The 15,770-nt window shown below is 56.3% G+C and carries 15 protein-coding genes; 13 read left to right on the top strand and 2 right to left on the bottom strand.

Going from position 1 to position 15,770, the window contains the following annotated elements; translation table 11 throughout:
* The first annotated feature begins 24 nt into the window (after window positions 1-24).
* Both recJ and AC6EI9_RS03205 read left to right on the top strand, forming a co-directional pair.
* On the top strand, window positions 25-1,920 hold the full coding sequence (gene recJ / locus AC6EI9_RS03210; RefSeq protein ID WP_498470144.1) for a single-stranded-DNA-specific exonuclease RecJ: 1,896 nt from the start codon (window positions 25-27) through the stop codon (window positions 1,918-1,920).
* Window positions 1,917-3,281, top strand: a complete 1,365-nt coding sequence (locus AC6EI9_RS03205) for a chloride channel protein (RefSeq protein ID WP_498469072.1) — start codon at window positions 1,917-1,919, stop codon at window positions 3,279-3,281. The genes recJ and AC6EI9_RS03205 overlap by 4 nt, the downstream gene beginning before the upstream one ends.
* Here AC6EI9_RS03205 and psb30 read toward each other — a convergent pair.
* Window positions 3,260-3,367, bottom strand: a complete 108-nt coding sequence (gene psb30, locus AC6EI9_RS03200) for a photosystem II reaction center protein Ycf12/Psb30 (protein WP_074159310.1) — start codon at window positions 3,365-3,367, stop codon at window positions 3,260-3,262. The genes AC6EI9_RS03205 and psb30 overlap by 22 nt on opposite strands.
* Window positions 3,368-3,502: 135 nt before the next feature.
* Here psb30 and AC6EI9_RS03195 point away from each other — a divergent pair, with 135 nt between their 5' ends.
* The 11 genes from AC6EI9_RS03195 (at window position 3,503) to fmt (ending at window position 14,406) form a co-directional block, all read left to right on the top strand.
* Window positions 3,503-3,871 (top strand): YkgJ family cysteine cluster protein, encoded by a 369-nt coding sequence (locus AC6EI9_RS03195; RefSeq protein ID WP_498469071.1) that lies wholly within the window; start codon window positions 3,503-3,505, stop codon window positions 3,869-3,871.
* Window positions 3,871-4,200, top strand: coding sequence for a TMEM165/GDT1 family protein (locus AC6EI9_RS03190; RefSeq protein ID WP_498469070.1), 330 nt, complete (start codon window positions 3,871-3,873; stop codon window positions 4,198-4,200). The genes AC6EI9_RS03195 and AC6EI9_RS03190 overlap by 1 nt, the downstream gene beginning before the upstream one ends.
* A gap of 42 nt (window positions 4,201-4,242) precedes the next feature.
* Complete coding sequence (locus AC6EI9_RS03185) at window positions 4,243-4,548, top strand: TMEM165/GDT1 family protein (RefSeq protein ID WP_498469069.1); 306 nt, start codon at window positions 4,243-4,245, stop codon at window positions 4,546-4,548.
* Between the two features lie 122 nt (window positions 4,549-4,670).
* The gene (locus AC6EI9_RS03180) at window positions 4,671-7,037 is read left to right on the top strand and encodes an RNB domain-containing ribonuclease (RefSeq protein WP_498470143.1); all 2,367 of its coding nucleotides are present in this window, start codon (window positions 4,671-4,673) and stop codon (window positions 7,035-7,037) included.
* Entirely contained in the window at window positions 7,034-7,642 is a 609-nt protein-coding gene (locus AC6EI9_RS03175; protein WP_498469068.1) for a flavin prenyltransferase UbiX, read from the top strand. Before AC6EI9_RS03180 ends, AC6EI9_RS03175 begins: the two co-directional genes overlap by 4 nt.
* Complete coding sequence (locus tag AC6EI9_RS03170; RefSeq protein WP_498469067.1) at window positions 7,639-8,142, top strand: LapA family protein; 504 nt, start codon at window positions 7,639-7,641, stop codon at window positions 8,140-8,142. The genes AC6EI9_RS03175 and AC6EI9_RS03170 overlap by 4 nt, the downstream gene beginning before the upstream one ends.
* 794 nt (window positions 8,143-8,936) lie before the next feature.
* Complete coding sequence (locus tag AC6EI9_RS03165) at window positions 8,937-9,401, top strand: DUF2996 domain-containing protein (protein ID WP_498470142.1); 465 nt, start codon at window positions 8,937-8,939, stop codon at window positions 9,399-9,401.
* Between the two features lie 72 nt (window positions 9,402-9,473).
* Complete coding sequence (acsF, locus tag AC6EI9_RS03160) at window positions 9,474-10,556, top strand: magnesium-protoporphyrin IX monomethyl ester (oxidative) cyclase (RefSeq protein WP_498469066.1); 1,083 nt, start codon at window positions 9,474-9,476, stop codon at window positions 10,554-10,556.
* Complete coding sequence (locus AC6EI9_RS03155) at window positions 10,556-12,004, top strand: TldD/PmbA family protein (protein ID WP_498469065.1); 1,449 nt, start codon at window positions 10,556-10,558, stop codon at window positions 12,002-12,004. The genes acsF and AC6EI9_RS03155 overlap by 1 nt, the downstream gene beginning before the upstream one ends.
* Window positions 12,005-12,006: 2 nt before the next feature.
* The gene (locus AC6EI9_RS03150; RefSeq protein ID WP_498469064.1) at window positions 12,007-13,374 is read left to right on the top strand and encodes a TldD/PmbA family protein; all 1,368 of its coding nucleotides are present in this window, start codon (window positions 12,007-12,009) and stop codon (window positions 13,372-13,374) included.
* A gap of 24 nt (window positions 13,375-13,398) precedes the next feature.
* Window positions 13,399-14,406 (top strand): methionyl-tRNA formyltransferase, encoded by a 1,008-nt coding sequence (gene fmt / locus AC6EI9_RS03145; RefSeq protein ID WP_498469063.1) that lies wholly within the window; start codon window positions 13,399-13,401, stop codon window positions 14,404-14,406.
* Between the two features lie 25 nt (window positions 14,407-14,431).
* Here the strand turns inward: fmt and AC6EI9_RS03140 are convergent, their stop codons facing one another.
* On the bottom strand, window positions 14,432-15,574 hold the full coding sequence (locus tag AC6EI9_RS03140; protein WP_498469062.1) for a DEAD/DEAH box helicase: 1,143 nt from the start codon (window positions 15,572-15,574) through the stop codon (window positions 14,432-14,434).
* Window positions 15,575-15,770 lie beyond the last annotated feature (196 nt).

Raw genomic sequence — 15,770 nt, 5'->3', positions numbered from 1 at the left:
AATGCAGCCACTATCTCTTTCGACATGGTGGCTGGCGCCCAGGATCAGCAGTGGCGACTCCCACAACCAATCGACGGTGACCCACTGCCCTCCGTGGATCTTCCAGTCGCCCTGAAAGCGATGCTGTTCAGACGAGGACTGCAGAGTCCGGAGCAGGTGATGTTGCTTCTCAGCGATCAACCGCTGCCGGCAGCGGATCTCCACTTTCCGGAGCTGACCTCAGCGCTCACGAGGCTGAAAAAAGCGTGCCTCAACAAGGAAGCAGTGGCCATCTGTGGCGATTACGACGCTGATGGCATGACCAGTACTGCTCTTCTCATGCGCGCTTTTGAGGCCATGGGAGCCAGTCCTCAAGCAGCAATTCCAAGTCGGATGGCCGACGGATATGGCCTCAACAGCGGCATGGTGGAGCAGCTCCATGCCGAGGGCATTCGTCTGCTGGTGACAGTCGACAACGGGGTGGCTGCACATGACGCTCTCGAGAAGGCTTCTGAACTCGGCGTCGAAGTGATCCTCACCGACCACCACACCCTTCCTGCCAATCGACCCAAAGCATTGGCTCTGATCCATCCTGCAACCACTCCCAAGGACTCTCCTTATGGCTGTCTGGCTGGAGTGGGATTGGCCTACGTACTGGCCAGAGCACTGGCCGCGGAGTTGAAGAATCCCAGGTCGATCACCACAGCGAGAGATCTGTTCTGCATTGGCACCGTGGCCGACATGGCACCACTCACAGGTGCCAATCGAACCCTGCTTCGAGAGGGGTTGAGTCATCTGCATCGAAGCAGCTGCCCGGGGGTTCAAGCCCTGCAGCAACTGGCTGGACTAGGAGATCGTCCCTTACGTGCTGATGACATCGGTTTCCAATTGGCACCGAGGATCAATGCGGTCGGCCGCATCGGTGAACCCTCCTTGGTGGTTGACCTGCTGACAGCCGATGACCCCAATCGTGCTTTTGAGCTCGGGCGTCAGTGCGACGCACTGAATCGTCAGCGACGCGAGCTCTGCGATGCGATTGAAGCGGAGGCCGTCGCCTTGCTTGAAAGTGACCCATCACCTCTGCCTCCTTTTGTGCTGCTTGCGCAGGGTCATTGGCATCACGGGGTGATTGGCATCGTTGCTGCACGACTCGTTGAGCGTTATCAACGCCCCGCAGCTTTGCTCGCCAGCGATGGCGAAGGACGTATGCGAGCCTCGGTGCGTGCGCCCAATGGTTTCGCCGTTGATCGTGCGCTGCAGCATTGCAGTGATCTTCTGGACCGTCACGGAGGTCATCCCGCCGCTGGCGGATTCACGGTTCAGGTCACCTCTGTCAGTGCACTGCATCAGGCCCTCAACGGTCTGGCTGCTGAATGGCTGCAGAGTCGTGGTGAGAATCTCCTGGTGGAACCGGAAGCGCTGCTAGAGCTTGATCAAATTGACCATGATTTCTGGCAAGCCCTGCAAACACTCGAACCCTTCGGTGCTGGTCATCCAAAACCGCTGTTTTGGTCGCGAGGTTGCCGCATCACCGACCAACAACCCCTACGAGGAGGGCACTTACGTCTGAAACTTGAACAGAACGGAGTGGAACGCCAGGCCATTGTTTGGCGCTGGCCTGACAACGCCGTGCTCAGTCAGACAATCGATGCCATGTACACCGTCACTCAGAATCATTGGCGCGGCGAGACCCGTTTTCAACTGGAGATTCAGGCTCTTCGACCTCATCATGAAGTGATGGAACTCCTGCGTTCTCGCGGCAGTTATCGAGTCCAGCGCATCGACAGCCAAAGCCTGGAGCTGATCAACCCAGACGGAGAAACACTGGTGAGTCGTGTCAATCACGAGGGTGTTCTGGAAAGCGACGACAGTCGCGCTTCACACCCTTACGTTGCAGCTCTACTGCAGGAGGCCTGTATCGGCCTCGGTTTGCGTCCATGAGTCCGGATAGCCGTCAGGAACCAGTTCTGATTCCAGGAACATTGCCGTCACAGAGCCGACTCCAAGGCGTTGTTCGCCATTTCATCGGTCTGGTTCTGGTTGGAGTGCTGATCGGGCTGGCCTGTCTGCCTCTGAATCTTGTTGATGGCGTTCAGGATTATCTGTACGGCCTGATGCCGACCTCCGCCAATGAAGGTTGGAGCTGGAAGGCACTGCTTGTCGCCTTCATGCCACTGGTGGTGATGCCGATTCTGCTGTTGCTCCAGCGCGGCCCTTGGCAGGCCGGTGCAGGCTCCGGCATTCCATCCACAATGAATGGGCTTGAAGACCCCTCTCAACTGCCCAAAGCGATGGCAGTGGCCGGAACAGTGCAGCGTGGCGTGCTTTGGTCCATTGCCACCGCCGCCATGCTTCCGCTTGGAAGGGAGGGTCCAGTTGTTCAGTTCGGCGCAGCAGTTGCGCGGGCCTGCCATCGGCGCTTCCGCAATTGGTTGCCTTCTCTGAATGAACGCCAGATTGTCGCCATCGGGGGAGGTGCCGGTCTTGCCGGTGGATTCAACACGCCTCTGCTTGGAGCTGTGTTCATGCTGGAAGAGCTCACCGCCGACTATTCGATCGTGACGATCTGGCCAGCGCTTGTGGTCAGTGTTGCTGCAGCGGGGTTTTCCAACATCGGTGGAGAACCGATGTTTGGGCTTGGCGTCCTCAACATCGCCTTACCCGAAGTTGAGCAACTCATGCTGGCTTTCCCGATCGGAATTGTCTGCGGACTTGTCGGTGGTTTGTTCAACAAGGGCCTGGTCTGGATGACCGGACGTCTGGCCCCGGTGATCAAAAGACAACCCCTGCGAACAGGCTTATGTCTTGGTGGTGGATTGACAGTTCTTGCTTTGCTGAGCTGGGGGACCTCAACGTCTGATGGCGAAGCACTCGTCCGTCAGCTGATCGATCAAGGAATGCCCGATGCCTTCGGTAATGATCAGAATTTCATTGCCGGACTCACCAGCGTCTGGATCACGCTGGTCAGGGTGGTTGGACCGATGCTGGCTCTGAGCCCCGGAGTCCCAGGCGGTCTGATTGACCCTTCTCTGACATTCGGTGCAGTTCTTGGCTACACCGTTTGCGCTGTGGCCGGAATCAGCTCACAGGTGGGAATCGGTCTCGGCCTGGCTGCAGGCCTTTCAGGCGCAACCCAACTTCCCCTCGTCTCGATCGTTTTTGCCTGGAGGCTTGCAGGCGACCAGCAATTGTTTGCCGGAGTTGTTCTTGCTTCAGTCCTCGCCGCTTACACCGGACGCTTGGTCTGCAGAGATCCGGTGTATCACGGCCTCAGCAAACTTCAGAGGGCACCACGGCGATAGAAGAGGATGAAGATCACAGCGGGGCCGGCCAGGGTGATCAGGGCCAGTGCCGCGAAATTGGCGATCAGGTGGAAATCAAGTCCCATGGAACGGATGCAGATGAGCGGCATTTTGCCAAATACAGGCTACGAGGCATTCCCCCTCCTCGACCAGCACGAACTCACCCTCTGTGATGGCTTGTCACAGCCAAAAGCTGCTGATCAGGGTCTTGAGGTGGTCTCATGACGCGCTCTCAACGCCATTGGTCCTGCATGAACCAGTGCGGTGCCTGCTGCCGACTTGCGCCTGATGAACGCCCTGAAGCCGTTGAAGCTCTGGATCCTCTTCAGCAACAGCAATATCTATCGATGGTGGGTGAAGATGGCTGGTGCATTCATTTCGACAGTGGAGCAAGGCGATGTCGGATCTATGACTCCCGACCGGATTTCTGCCGCGTCAGCAGTCTGTGCGGCTTGTTCGGCATCGAACCCGATCAGATGGACCAATTCGCGATCAATTGCTGCCGACAACAGATCCGTTCGGTTCATGGCGGTCGCAGCAGGGAACTGCGTAAGTTCGAACGTCTTATCCGTTCAACGGATCCTTTGTGATGACTGAATCCGGTACCCCACCACGTCCTGGTTTCACCACCGTCCTTCTGACAACCTTCACAACGGTTTTTCTGGCCGAGCTTGGCGATAAAACCCAGCTCGCCACACTTTTACTCTCCGCGCAATCCGGGCAACCCTGGCTTGTGTTCGGTGGGGCAGCACTGGCCTTGATCTGCTCCAGTCTGGTCGGCGTTTTGGTGGGACGTTGGCTGTCAACCGTGATGCAACCGGAACGGCTGAAGCAGATGGCCGGATTGCTGATGCTGGGACTTGGATTGTGGCTCGGTTCCCAGGCACTGCAGTCGTTGATCGCCGCCAACCCTCTGTAAAAGGCAACTCTCGATCGATTGGCCTTTGAACGTCTTCTTTTCATGAATCTGCCCCTGCTTCTGTCCACATTCGCCACCGTTTTTCTTGCTGAACTCGGCGATAAAACCCAGCTCGCCACCGTGGCAATCAGCGGAACATCGAACAGACCCTTGGCCGTGTTTCTCGGCTCATCATCAGCGCTTGTGCTGGCAAGCCTGATCGGTGCCGTCGCCGGTGGATCGCTGTCAGGGATTGTGCCTGCCGACTGGCTACAGCTCATGGCATCACTAGGTTTTCTGGCGATTGGACTGAAACTGCTTTGGCCTCTTCTCAGTGGGGCGGAAACCACCGCGACGGCCGACGACTGAATCTCCAGGCGAGCTAGGGGGCTTTAAGATTGTGAGATCGAGGGGAAGCGCGGTCTTCCGCTGCACGCGCACCCGAGATGAATTCTCCCGGTCCTGAAGGCCGGTTCCTGTACACCGTTCCGATGAAATTCACGGTCGCTGACCTGCTCGACCAGGTTCCTGATGAGGGCAATCTTGAGATTGCCAAGCTCGAAAAGATCCTGCGACTGACCAATCGCTCAGAAAAACAGTCTCTCGAGCTCGCTGTTCAGGGTCTGACAAGGCTTGGGATCCTTGATCTTGACAGCGATCAAGGCATCAGCCGGGGGGCAGCGGTCGATCTGGTCGAAGCACGACTTCGCTGCAGCAGCAAAGGCTTCTGTTTCGCGATTCGTGATGACGGTGGAGATGACATCTACATCCGTGACCATCAGCTCAATCACGCCTGGAACGGCGATCGGGTCCTTGTCAGGCTGACTCGTGAAGGAGGACGACGCCGTTCCCCTGAGGGTGGAGTTCAGTGCATTCTTGAACGGGCCACCACAAGCTTGCTCGCTTCGGTGGAACAACAGGATGAACGGGTGATCGCTGTTCCACTCGACGACCGTTTACTGGCGTCGATTGAACTGTCTCCCGACGATGCTTCGCATGCGGAAAAACCGATCGGCATAGCTGTTGCCGAGGTTGTGCTGGATCGCTATCCAATCGCGCAGTTCCCGGCACGTGGACATGTAGCTCGATCGCTTCCCCTCGATGGCGGTGCTGATGCTGATCGTGAGCTGATGCTCACGAAGGCCAATCTTCATCAGCGGCCGGCTGCTCCTCGCGCCAGTTTCAAGGCGCCATCAGCCAAAAAACGTGAGGACCTCACCGAACAGCCCTCGTTGATGATCAGCGGCTGGTCTTCAGAAGGCGCTCCAGCACTGCCAGCTGTTCATGTCATTCCTCACGAGGGAGGCACCCGTTTATGGATTCACAGTCCCGCTGTGGCCGAACGCCTGACTCCCGGGAACAGCTACGACCAGTGGCTTCTCAATCAGTCGGAAAGCCTCTGTCTCGGTGGACACTGGATTCCGTTGCTGAGCCCCTCACTAGCAAAGGCCTGCGGCTTTTCCGTTGGGGAGGTGCAGGACGCTGTGTCCTTGCGTCTGGATATCGATTCCGATGGTGAATGGCGCGATTGGGACTTTTGTCTCAGTCGGATTCGGCCTGTCGCTCGGGTGAATGCTGATGCTCTCCATGCTTTGCAATCGCGTAAACCAAAGTCAAGGGCTGTTCCTGCAGCGTTGAAGTCGATCAAAGACCAAATCGGTCAGCTGGAAACACTGATTTTCTGTGCAACCCAACTGCATGATGCTGAACGGCGAGAAGGTCGCATCGAACTGGATCTAACGCGAGCTCAAGCGGACGATCTGGGTGATCTCAACCACGTGTCGCCTGATGGTGACGGTCAGAACTGGTCAACTCCACTGAATGCCAGTTGCCCTAATTCGGTTCTCTCCGTACTCATTCGGCACGCCCATCGTGTTTGGGAAGAACACAGTCGAAAACTGGGTTTGCCAGCGATTCTTCTTGACGCTCCACCTGCGGAAGATGCTGCTCTCAATGATGTGGCCAAGGCCGCTATCGCACTGGATGTGCCTCTAGAACTGGACGAAGATGGTGCGCCCACACCATCTGAACTCTGCCAGGCTTTGGCGAACAGCGACTCGAGCCATGTCCTCAATCTGCAGCTGAGGCAGGCGTTGCCTGAGAGTTTTTATCGGATTTCAAACAGCATTCAGGAGACAGGCTCAGAGGGTCCTGAACAATCATCGAGTGAATCCACTGTTGATCACACTCCGGATCATGAGTCCGACAACAGCGACGCTGATGGATCGTGCAAGCAACCACTTCAACCCTTTGCACCCTGGTGCTGCCCAACGCTGCATCAGGCTGATGTCATCAACCAGCAGGTGCTTTGTTCACTGCTCAACGACGGCAAGGATCGCCCAAACGTGCGCCAAAAGAACAAAGTCAAACTTGGCGAAAAAGGAGTCGCTGCATCCGTCACTTGGCCTTTATTCACCTCATCTCAGGAGCAGAAAATTTTCGACACGATCCGGGAACGCACGGTGCAGAGGTTGAATGCGCGTCGACGCCAGGTTGAAGAGCTCAAAAGGGATGTGGTGGCAATGGCCAAGGCTCGTAGTGCAGAACCCATGCTTGATCAGCAGCAGACCGGTGTCATCAGTGGAGTTCAGAGCTACGGATTTTTTGTTGAAATTGCCCCTTCCATGGTTGAGGGTCTAGTGCATGTCAGTTCACTGAATGATGACTGGTATGAATATCGATCAAGGCAAAATCGTCTGGTCGGCCGAAGAAGCAGACGCGTCTATCAGTTGGGAGACAGCGTCGACGTGAAGGTGCTGAAGGTTGATGTGTTGAGAAACCAAATCGATCTTGAAGTGGTTGCTGCCACTGCACCGGTCGCTGAGGATCCTCTGCCGGTGGCTGTGAGCGAGGAATGATTCCCTATGTAATCGGTATCAGCGGAGCTTCAGCACAACAGCTGGCAGAACGCACCTTGCAGTGGATGCTGCGACGAGATCTGAGCGTTCACGTGATTCTCAGTCGTGGCGCCCACGAAGTCTGGCGCGCCGAACGCTCGATCTCGGTGCCAGTGGATCCAAAACTTCAGGAACGCTTCTGGCGGGATCGCCTTGGAGTGAATGACGGTCAACTGGTTTGTCATCGCTGGAATGATCAATCAGCTGTTGTCGCCAGTGGCAGCGTGCGCACCAAAGGCATGGTGGTTGTGCCCTGTTCCATGGGAACTGTGGGTCGCCTCGCGGCAGGACTGGGCGGTGACCTGCTTGAGCGCTGCGCTGACGTTCATCTCAAGGAAGGACGTCCTCTCGTCATCGCTCCGCGGGAAATGCCATGGAACCTGTTACATCTGCGCAACCTCACGACCCTCGCTGAAGCAGGAGCAAGAATTGCTCCTCCGATCCCGGCCTGGTACACCCAACCGGAAAGCATCGACGACATGCTCGATTTTCTGGTGATGAGGCTCTTTGACTCGCTAGGGGAATCCCTCACCGATCAGAAACGTTGGCAGGGCCCCCAGCCATGACACCACTCCAACGCCTGTTGCTGATTCCCTGTCTTTCACCTCTGCTTCTCACGTTGCTCGTCGGTGGCCTCAACCTCGGAAAGTCAGGCAGTCTTCGCATTCTCACTTGGGAGCTACCCAAGCTGCCTCTTGGCGTGTGGATGGCCGTCGCAGCCACATCAGGCGCCGTGCTCGGATCTGGAGGAGTACTGGCTGCAGGATCTGCGACACAGCAGACCCTGCAACGGGAGGTTCGGCGGCCCTACAGATGGCAGGAAGAAGCTTCAGAGCCCGACACGCAACCTGCTGCCACGACGGCAGCAACCATGCCTTGGCCAGAGAGAGACGTGCGTGAACCTGCACCCACCGTGTCTGTGCCCTTCAGGGTGATTCGGACCGGTCGATCATCCAAGGACAGTGCAACTCGGCCGGAGGTGAGGGAGAAAACTGTTTCCGAGACTGCTCAGACCTCAACAACAGATCTTGATGACTGGAATCAACCGATTCCGACAGATTGGTGATCTAGTGAGAAGTGCCCTGGGCTGTCTACAGTCCCGCGAACGATTGATGTCCGGTGAGCGAAACCCCCGACACTCCTGCCAAGCCCGAGACATCTGAGGCACCTGCAGTGCCTGCAGGTACAGAAGCTTCGGCGGAAGCGGACGTGACTGTCTCCCCAGACAACTCGGACAAGACCGAAGCGACGGCCAGAGCAGAAGCAGCGGAGAAAGCCGAACCTGCAGCAGAAGCAGCTGAGAAGCCTGATAACTCTCCAACCCCGGCCAAACCGGATCAAGCAGAGAAGCCTGATCCAGCTCAGGAGAAAGCTGCCCCCGTCAAAGCTGACTCATCGGCCAGTTCGGATCCAGCAACCGACAAGCCAGACAAGACTCCAACCTCTGCCAAGCCGGATCAAGCAGAGAAGCCTGATCCAGCGCAGGAGAAAGCTGCCCCCCTCAAAGCTGACTCACAGGCCAGTTCGGATCCAGCAACCGACAAGCCAGACAAGACTCCAACCTCGGCCAAACCAGATCAAGCAGAGAAGCCTGATCCAGCTAAGGAGAAAGCTGCCCCCCTCAAAGCTGACTCACAGGCCAGTTCGGATCCAGCAACCGACAAGCCAGACAAGCCTCCAACCTCGGCCAAACCGGATCAAGCAGAGAAGCCTGATCCAGCTCAGGTGAAAGCTGCCCCTGTGAAAGCTGACTCATCGGCCAGTTCGGATCCAGCAACCGACAAGCCAGACAAGACTCCAACCCCGGCTAAACCGGATCAAGCAGAGAAGCCTGATCTAGCGCAGAAGAAGGCTGCCCCTGTGAAAGCTGACTCATCGGCCAGTCCTGTTACGGCTGCGGCCAAGGCAACCAAGGCTGATGCAACGGATAAACCAGCCAAACCCGCCAAGCCCGCTCCAAAGCCCAAACCGGAAGACAAGCCCTTTGCCAACTTCATCCAGGAGGATCTGCTGCCAACACTGACAAAATCTCTCACCGCGCGTGATCAAGCGCCAATCAGTCTCAAGCTTGTTGAGGGAGAACGACCAGTGGTGGGTGGTCAATGTTGGATGGTTCAAGGCGAATTGCCTTCAGAACGACGGTTCTGGCTTTGCTTTGCATCCGATGCGATCACCTCTGGCAAAACGATTGCTCTCGCTGAATCCGGTTCAGATCCAAGCCTGCTCGAATCGTTCTTGATCGATGAGAAACGCATCAACCTGGCCTTGCTTGAATCCCGACTGCTCCAACGCCTGAATGGTCAGAAGTGGTTCGGGGGCAACTGAACCAATGGGTTACACCCAGCCCCGGCTGTGCCTGGACTGCATTTACGATGCAGAAAACACACGTTGGATCTGATGGTGCCTCCCACCGCTGTGAATGACGCAAAATCCGGAGGTTCCGGTGTCTCCGTCAAAGATCCGGTCAAGGACACGATCCTGACGCCTCGCTTCTACACAACTGATTTTGAAGCCATGGCGGAGATGGATCTCCGTCCCAATGAGGCTGAGCTCGAGGCGATCTGTGAGGAGTTCCGCAAGGATTACAACCGTCACCATTTTGTGCGCAACGAGGAATTCGACGGCGCAGCAGACAAACTTGACCCCGAGACGCGTCGCGTCTTCATCGAGTTCCTTGAACAGAGTTGCACTTCTGAATTTTCAGGTTTTCTTCTTTACAAAGAACTGAGCCGTCGAATCAAGGCCAAGAATCCTCTGCTTGCAGAATGCTTTGCTCACATGGCCAGGGATGAAGCCAGACATGCTGGCTTCCTCAATAAATCCATGAGTGATTTTGGTCTTCAACTCGACCTAGGATTTCTGACCGCAAACAAGAAATACACTTTCTTCAAGCCAAAATTTATTTTTTACGCCACTTATCTTTCTGAAAAAATCGGATATTGGCGTTATATCGCAATCTTCAGACATCTTGAGCAAAATCCTGAAAGTAAAATTTTCCCTATTTTCAACTTTTTTGAAAACTGGTGCCAGGACGAAAATCGCCACGGAGATTTCTTCGATGCCTTGATGAAGTCACAACCTGACACTGTTCGTGGTCTGCGTGCGCGACTTTGGTGTCGGTTCTTTCTCCTTGCTGTTTTCGCCACGATGTACGTCAGGGACGTGGCTCGCAAGGAGTTTTACGAAGCTTTGGGCCTCGACGCCCGTGAGTACGACCGAATGGTGATTGACAAAACCAACGAGACATCCGCTCGAGTATTCCCAGTTGTTCTCGACGTCAAAAATCCCCGTTTCTACGAACGGCTGGAAAAAATCATCAAGAACAACGAGTCTCTTGAATCTGTGGACAAGAGTTCATCATCTGCTCCTCTCAAATTCGTTCGCAAACTCCCTCACTGGATTGCCAACGGAGCACAGATGGCATCTCTTTTCCTGATGTCACCTGTTCGCAGTGAAAACTATCAGCCCAGTGTGCGCTGATGCAGTCAACCCTTCAAAAATCTTTGGCTGGGTTCAATGATCTGGACCCAGGCCATCACCCCTGGCGTCAACGCCTCGACGCCTTACTGAATGCTGGGGTCAGTGCCGGCGCTGACCTCGTTGAAGTGTTTCTGGAACGCACGGATCACCTCGGAGTTCTTGCCGAACAGGACAAGATCACAAGTGTGGGCCCCTCGTTCGGAATGGGAGCAGGGATTCGTGTGTTCCGGGCTGGGAGGGATGGTTTCGTCAGCACCAACGACCTCAGTGATCAGGGTCTGGAAGAAGCTCTTCAGCAGGCCCTGGGCATGCTTCAGCTCAACGCTTCCACCCTTGCGTCCCCCAACTCATTTGATGGTCTTGGACCTTTCCGCGACTACGGCTCCTCCAAAAACAACTGGCTGGACAGCACACCTGATCTCGTCACGATCACGCAGCGTCTTCTTGAAGGAACCCATTGCCTGGAGAAGCGGGGTCAGCATCTCGACGTCCGTCGGGGCAGCTTCGCTCGCGACTGGCAGGAAGTGCTGGTAGCAGCCAGCGATGGAACGTTTGCCCGTGACATCAGGTTGCATCAGTCCAGTGGCCTGAGTGTGCTCGCAGCCGATGGCGAACATCGCTCCAGCATTGCCCGTCGTTACGGAAGCACCGACCGTCCCGATGATCTCTGCCACTGGAACGTTGATGCCTCTGCCCAAGAGGTCTGTGACAGCGCCGCCAAAATGCTCAGGGCCGATTACGTCGACGGTGGCCAGATGCCCGTGGTGCTGGCCAATCGATTCGGGGGCGTGATCTTCCATGAGGCCTGTGGTCACTTGTTGGAAACCACTCAGGTTGAACGTGGTTCCACTCCATTTGCCGACAGCATCGGTGAAAGCATTGCCCATTCGGCAGTCACTGCGATCGATGAGGGCGTGAGTGGCGGTGCTTTCGGATCCATATCCATGGATGACGAGGGTATGGAGCCGCAAAGAACCGTTCTGATCGAGGACGGAATCCTGCAGTGTTTTCTGAGTGACCGAGCTGGTGAAATGCGAACTGGTCACGCCCGTACCGGAAGCGGTCGTCGACAGAGTCATGGCTTTGCTGCCGCTAGCCGCATGCGCAACACCTACATCGATGCTGGACCTCACAGCATTGATGATCTGATCAGCTCGGTTGACCATGGCCTGTATTGCAAATCCATGGGAGCCGGCAGCGTCGGTGCAACCGGTCAGTTCAACTTCTCTGTTGAAGAGGGATACCTGATCAAAAATGGCGAACTCGGTCAACCGGTCAAGGGCGCCACTTTGATCGGAGATGCCAAGGAAGTCATGCCCAGGATCTCGATGTGCGCTGATGATCTTGAGCTGGCTGCCGGCTACTGCGGATCCGTCAGCGGCAGCGTGTTTGTGACCGTGGGCCAGCCTCACGTGAAAGTGGATTCAATCACCGTGGGAGGTCGTTGATCATGTCCAACGCTCCGCTCAATGTCAGGTCGCTTCAGGATCAACTCCAGTCGCTTGCCCGTCGTGAAGGAATTTCAAAATGGGATCTTGGCGCCAGTCGCAGCAGCAGTGCTTCAGTGCAGGTTGACCGGGGTGAGGCCAAGCAGCTGAAGGCTGCACAACGCAGTTCGATCACCATTCGAGTCTGGAATCAACAAGGGTTGGTTGGCATCACAAGCACCTCTGACCTGTCCGATTCAGGTCTGGAAAAGGCGCTGATGGGTGCTCATCAGGCGAGTGGATTCGGCAATCCCGATGACATACCTGGTTTTTCCCCTCTCGCCACGGCACCTCAACCGGATCTTCATCGTCCTCTCCAGGAAGCTCAGGGCATTCAGTGTCTCCTCAAGCAACTGCTGGACGCTGAGCAGCAGCTGCTGAGCCGCCATCCGGCCATCGGCACACTTCCCTACAACGCCATGAATGAGGGCAGTAGTGAACGGATCTATCTGAACAGTGAAGGTGCACTGCGCCAGGCACAACGCACTCAGGCGAGCATTTTCCTGATGGCTCGTGCGGAGCAAAGTGGTCGCAAACCCCGCAGTGGCGGAGCGGTGCGGATCGCTCTCGGCAGTCGCGATCTGGATCTGGCGGGATGCATCGATGAAGCTGCGGAGCGCACCATCAGCCATCTCAATTATCAGCCCATTGACACTGGTCGCTACCTGGTGTGCTTCACGCCGGAGGCCTTCCTTGATCTGATCGGTTCATTCAGCAGCATGCTCAATGCCCGTTCCGTTCTGGACGGTGTCAGTCTCAGCAAACCCGATTCGATCGGCGATCAATTAGCCGTTCCCTTCTTCAATCTCACCGATAACGGTCTGCATCCAGCCCATGTTGGAGCCATGCCTTTTGATGGCGAAGGAACGCCAACCCGAGCGCTTCCCCTGATTCGTGAAGGTCGCCTGGCGAATTTCCTGCATTCCGAAGCCACGGCTCGGCATTTCGGAGTGGATCCAACAGGACATGCAGGGATGGGTGCCAAGGTGTCCGTCGGTCCGGACTGGTTTGAAGTCAGTCGCACGCCCTCCATGGACACAGGGGCCGATCATCTTGACCACTCCACCAGTGGAGACACTTTCGTTTTAATTGAAAGTCTCAGTGCTCTTCATGCCGGGGTGAAAGCCAGTCAGGGAGCTTTCTCTCTGCCCTTCGACGGTTGGCTGGTTCAAGGTGGGGAACGCATTTCCGTCGAAGCCGCGACAGTGGCTGGTGACATCCGCGAACTCTTACGTTCAATTGTTCATCTCGAACCGGAATCCGTGATCACCCATGAAGGCGTCAGTCCCTATGTGTGGGTTGATGGTCTGGCCATCACTGGTGAAGCCTGAACAGTCTTTGCTGATTCATTGCTCTTGAAAGTTCTGTTCTGGGGTACCCCCGTTTATGCAGTGCCCACCCTGGATGCCCTGCAGATTGCGGGGCATCAGATCGTCGGTGTTGTGACGCAGCCCGATCGGCGTCGAGGTCGGGGCAAACAATTAATGCCTTCAGCCGTGAAAACACGGGCCTTGGAACTTGGTTTAAAGGTTTATACCCCGGAAAAAATACGCCGAGATCATGCCTGTCAGCAGCAGCTAGCAGATCTTGGTGCCGACCTTTCTGTTGTGGTTGCGTTCGGCCAGATTCTGCCTCCTGAAGTGCTGACACAGCCACCCTTGGGCTGCTGGAACGGCCACGGCTCGTTGCTACCGAGATGGCGGGGAGCAGGACCAATTCAATGGTCCATCCTTGAAGGTGATGCTCAGACCGGCGTTGGTGTGATGGCGATGGAGGAGGGACTGGACACCGGTCCCGTCCTCATCGAAAGGAAGCTCGAAATCGGTTTGCTTGAGAACGCACATCAACTCGGCGACCGACTCAGCAAACTCACGGCAGATCTGATGGTTGAGGCCTTGCCAAGGATTGAAAACGCAGGAGCAGGGCCGGAAGAGGAGCGACTTCGCAGGTTGGGCGTGCGCCACCAGACACCTGAGGTCACCTATGCACGCATGCTCGTCAAGAGTGACTACCAGATCGACTGGTCTGCTTCGGCACTGTCCATTCATCGCAAGGTGATGGGCCTTTTCCCGGGCGCTGTGACCCTCTGGAACGGAAAACGGCTCAAGCTGCTGGTCACTGAACCGCTGATCGAGAGACTCCGTCACGATCTGAGCCCAGTAGCGCAAGAGCTGCTCGGTCGCTGGCCAACTGGTGGACATCAGGCTGGAACGGTTCTGGAGAGCAGTGAGGCCGGCTTGGTGGTCAGCAGTTCAGGTTGCCCCTTGCTGATCCGCGAAGCACAGCTGGAAGGAAAAGGCCGGAGCCACGGTCGAGCTCTCGTTCAGCAATTGCAGGCCACTGCTGGCGACAGGCTTGGCTGACTGAGCAGGCAACCTTTGGAGCTGATCAACGTCTGCGCTGGCGGGACACGGGTGATGAACTGCCACGACCACGTTGATGACTGCGTTGACTGCTGCGCCGTTTGCCACCGCCAAGATCCAGGGGTGGGGCCGTCAGAATCGTCGGCTCAAAACCCTTCACCTGTTCTTTGCGCAATGCTTCCCCAGTGAGACGCTCAATGGCCTTCAGTAACAGCGATTCCTCAGCGGCAACAAGCGAAATGGCATGACCGGTTTCACCAGCCCGACCGGTGCGACCAATGCGATGGACGTAATCTTCAGCCACGTTGGGAAGATCCAGATTCACCACGTGCGGCAATTGCTGGATATCAATTCCCCTTGCAGCAATGTCCGTCGCCACAAGCACCCGGACATTGCCCTGCTTAAAACCCTGAAGGGCTCGGGTACGAGCACCCTGACTCTTGTTGCCATGAATCGCAGCCGCTTCGAGTCCTTCCTTGCTGAGTTTGTCCGCAACGCGATTGGCTCCATGCTTGGTCCGCGAAAACACCAGCACCTGACGCCAGTTGCCACTTCTGATCAGGTGACTGAGAAGTTCCGGCTTGCGTTTCATGTCACAGGGGTGAACAACCTGTTCCACAGAACGTGCGGTCTGGTTTTCAGGCGTGACCTGAATCTGCAGTGGTTGATGCAGTAACCCAGTGGCCAACTTTCGGATCGGTGGACTGAACGTGGCAGAAAAAAGCAGGGTCTGCCTTTGCTCGGGCATCAGGCGAATCAATCGGCGGATGTCATGGATGAAGCCCATATCAAGCATTCGATCCGCTTCATCCAGCACGAGGCATTCCAACTGATCAAAACGCACGACTCCCTGCTGATGGAGATCAAGCAATCGGCCGGGTGTCGCCACCAGTAGATCCACACCTCCCCGAAGTCGTTCAATCTGCGGATTGATCTTGACTCCACCGAACACCACATCACTTCGCAAAGGCAGGTGATGCCCGTAAGCACGAACATTCTCATGAACCTGAGCGGCCAGTTCACGGGTGGGCGTTAAAACCAGTGACCTCGCCTGACCACGACCGGAACGTCTGCCGTGCCGAAGTCGTTCGAGCATGGGCAGTGTGAATCCAGCTGTTTTCCCAGTGCCGGTCTGCGCTGCCGCCATCACATCACGACCACGGATCACCGCTGGAATCGCTTGTTCCTGAATCGGCGACGGGTGGATATACCCCTTGTCCCTCAGCGCTTTGAGAAGGGGTTCACCGAGGCCAAGGTCTTCGAAGCCGACCTGGGCATTGACCGTGACTGAGGTCTCGCCGATCGTGTTGGGGCCGAATCCTTCACCCTAGGAGGCGACCCAAAAACTCTGGTTAGACACTTGC

Source organism: Synechococcus sp. MIT2312 (genome assembly GCF_059772315.1).
This window is presented reverse-complemented; position numbering and strand designations above follow the sequence as displayed.